We start from the raw sequence: 2,192 nt of genomic DNA on the forward strand, positions 1-2,192 counted from the left end.
GCAACACTGCCACCACCCCCGGCCGCCGACGACGCAGCTCAACTGTCGCCGCACTCGACGACCGGAACCAGCTCTCCCCACAGCTCAACGCAGCGGCACCAACGACTTCTTCAGGGGCAAGTAGCTACTTCTGGTGGCTGATGCACGCCTCCCAGCTCACACACCCGCGCCTGGACGTCCTGTACCGCCTCGACGGCGGCACTCGCACACCCGAGCAGAGCCTGGCCCTGTCGGGCTACCGAGGCTCGGCGCCCGTGCGCGTCGGCAATGCGGCCGCCGGGCAGCTCCAGCTCGACACCTATGGCGAACTGCTGCAGACCGCCTGGCTGTACTCCGCCGCAGGCGCAAGGGTGGACGCCGATATCGCCCGCAGACTGGCCGAGATCGCTGACTTCATCTGCACCGCCTGGCGGCAGCCCGACGCAGGCATCTGGGAGGTACGCAGCGAACCCGAGCACTTCACCCAGTCCAAGATGATGTGCTGGATCGCCCTCGACCGCGCCATCGACCTGGCCGGGCGGCAGCTGATCCCCGACCGGCACTCTGCTCGTTGGCGGCGAGAGCGACAAGCCATCGCCGAGTTTATCGACGACCGTTGCTTCAGCCCGCGCCTGAACAGTTACGTGAGCTCCGCCGACAGTGACGTCCTGGACGCCGGTCTCCTGCTGGGTCTGCTCCACCGCTACCGCCCGCCCGACGACCCGCGCATGCGCGGCACCGTCGCTGCCATCCAGCGCAGCCTCCAGGACGGTCCCTACGTCAACCGCTACCTACGCCCCGACGGCCTCCCCGGCAGCGAGGGCGCCTTCCTGGCCTGCTCGTTCTGGCTTGCCGAAGCATTGGCCCTGGTCGGTCGCGTCAACGAAGCCGCCGACCTCATGGGCCAGCTCGTGGCCCTGGCCAACGATGTCGGCCTGTACAGCGAGGAGGTCGACCTCACTACCGGCATCTTTCTCGGCAACCTGCCCCAGGGCCTGTCCCATCTGGCCCTGATCAGCGCCGCCTGCGCGATCGGGGAGGCGGCCCGATGAGCATCTGGGCCGCACTGGCCGGCGGGCTCGTCGGCACCCTGATCCTGACCACCGGCCTGCGCGCAGCCAACGCCGCCAACCTCACCCGCATCGACCTGCCGTTCCTGCTTGGCACCGCCTTCACCACCAACCGGACCCGTGCCAAAGCCCTCGGCTACAGCGCGCACCTCGTCAACGGCCAGGTCTTCGCCCTGCTGTACTACGCCGTCTTCGCTGCCATCGGCTACAGCAGCTGGTGGCTGGGCACGGTCTTCGGCCTCGTTCACGGCTTGTTCGCCGCCACCGCGCTGGTCAACATCCTGCTGCCCCTCATTCACCCGCGCATGGGCACACCAGACACCAGCGCCCCCGATGTCGCGCTGCTGGAACCACCCGGCTTCCTCATGCTCAACTACGGCCGCGGCACACCGACCGTCACGCTCGCAGCACATCTCGCCTACGGCGCCATCGTCGGAGGGTTCCTCGCATGGCCTGACTGAGGGAGCCCTCCGGACGGGTACGGGCCAGGAACGGGGTGCCGTCACAGCATGGCGGGGTGTCCGGTGACCCCCTGGTGGCCGCCGACGCTGACGCTGTGACCGTGTCACGGTCACAGCGCCAGCCCGATCCCGTACCCGCGCCTCGGATCCGTCCCGTGCTGCCCCGTAGCCCGGCTGTTCCCCGCCCAGGTCAGCTCCGGGGACGCCCGGCGCGCAACGGACGCGCCCAGCACGCTGCCGGACCCCCTCACCGTGTGGTGGCGGGCTGAGAGCGCGGCTGGTCTGCGTCGCACGGCGGGTGACCGGGCAGGGTGAACCTTCCCCTTGATCGTGGACATCTGGAGAGTGGGGCCTGAGGTTTCAGAGGGAGTGGCCCCGGGTGGGAAGCAAGTACTCGGAGCGGTAGTCCGAGGAGTTCGAGCGGGACGCGGTCGCGCTCGTCGACTCCTCGGGCAAGACGGTCACGGCGGTCGCCCGGGAACTCGGCATCAGCTCCGAGTCCTTGCGCGGCTGATACGGCAGGGCGAAGGCGGAGCGGGGCGAGGGCACTCCCGGCGAATTGAGCAGTGCCGAGCGCGAGGAGCTCGAGCGGCTGCGGCGGGAGAACCGCGAGCAGCAGCAGACGCGGGGCGGCTCGCTGCGGTCGGGAGTGGGGCTGTCTCTGATACACATTTCCGAGCCC

3 protein-coding genes are annotated in these 2,192 nt (G+C 69.4%); 2 read left to right on the forward strand and 1 reads right to left on the reverse strand.

What is annotated here, in order from left to right:
• The coding region (locus tag G6048_RS47865; RefSeq protein ID WP_165345865.1) for a glycoside hydrolase family 15 protein at nucleotides 1-1,031 on the forward strand (1,031 nt) is incomplete at its 5' end.
• Entirely contained in the window at nucleotides 1,028-1,510 is a 483-nt protein-coding gene (locus G6048_RS47870; RefSeq protein ID WP_165345866.1) for a hypothetical protein, read from the forward strand. The genes G6048_RS47865 and G6048_RS47870, both read left to right, overlap by 4 nt.
• A gap of 360 nt (nucleotides 1,511-1,870) precedes the next feature.
• On the opposite strand, the gene G6048_RS52280 is transcribed toward G6048_RS47870, so the two are convergent.
• A partial coding sequence (locus G6048_RS52280; RefSeq protein ID WP_235991153.1) for a hypothetical protein occupies nucleotides 1,871-2,192 on the reverse strand: 322 nt, incomplete at its 5' end.

Source organism: Streptomyces ureilyticus (assembly GCF_011045025.1).
Lineage (GTDB): Bacteria > Actinomycetota > Actinomycetes > Streptomycetales > Streptomycetaceae > Streptomyces > Streptomyces ureilyticus.